2 protein-coding genes are annotated in these 781 nt (G+C 36.5%); both read right to left on the reverse strand.

The window, feature by feature from the left end; all coding sequences use genetic code 11:
* The coding region (locus COZ07_RS01880; protein WP_406606901.1) for a hypothetical protein at positions 1–215 on the reverse strand (215 nt) is incomplete at its 3' end.
* A 316-nt stretch (positions 216–531) separates the two neighbouring features.
* Positions 532–781: HD-GYP domain-containing protein (locus COZ07_RS01885; RefSeq protein WP_406606902.1), on the reverse strand; the 250-nt coding region annotated here is incomplete at its 5' end.

Consider the following 781-nt stretch of genomic DNA (forward strand, 5'->3'; position numbering starts at 1 on the left):
GAATGCTCAGCTTTCGCTCTATTTACCATCACGAATCTGTTCTCCTTATCCTTAAAGTAAATGGAATCCGAAATATTATTCATAAGGGCCTGTAATAAGTTCTGTTCATGGGTAATCGTTTTCATCGCTGGTTTACCCTCTCTATTTTCTTTGATTTTCTCTATCCATCTTCTCAGTTTTAAAATTTTATCTTTTAAATTAAGTTTTAATTTCATTTTTATACACCCTGAAAACATTAAACCCAAAGACGGTTATATTATAGTCCTCGAGTTTAATATTAATAATCCTTTATTAATCTGTAAAAAAATAGGATTTTCCTGAAAATGCTTCTTTGAAATTGGTATTAAAAAAGAAGAGAGAAACCCGAATTTCGGGGGGGCGACGGTAACAAATTTTTGTTTTGTAACTTCAAGCCTATACTTAAACATCTAATCTTCCCTCATAACTTTTTAAAAATTTACTAATAACATCTTAACAAGTTTTCCTTCCTCGGTCAAATAATCATGAGCGTTTGTACATTCTAAGCTAAAACTATTTTTTCTCACCAGACATCAACATCTCGACAAAGACCTTCACAAGCTCAGGATCAAGCTGAGTCCCGGCCACCCTTTTTAGCTCCTCGATGGCCATCTCTTTACTCAACCCTTTTCTATAAGCCCGGTCAGAAGTCATTGCCGCAAAGGTATCTGCCACGGCAAGGATCCTTGCCCCCAGGGGAATTTTCTCCCCTTTTAACCTGGCGGGATAACCCTTCCCATTATATCTTTCATGGTGGGTATAG

Source organism: Candidatus Infernicultor aquiphilus (assembly GCF_002784285.1).
Classification (GTDB): domain Bacteria; phylum Atribacterota; class Phoenicimicrobiia; order Phoenicimicrobiales; family Phoenicimicrobiaceae; genus Infernicultor; species Infernicultor aquiphilus.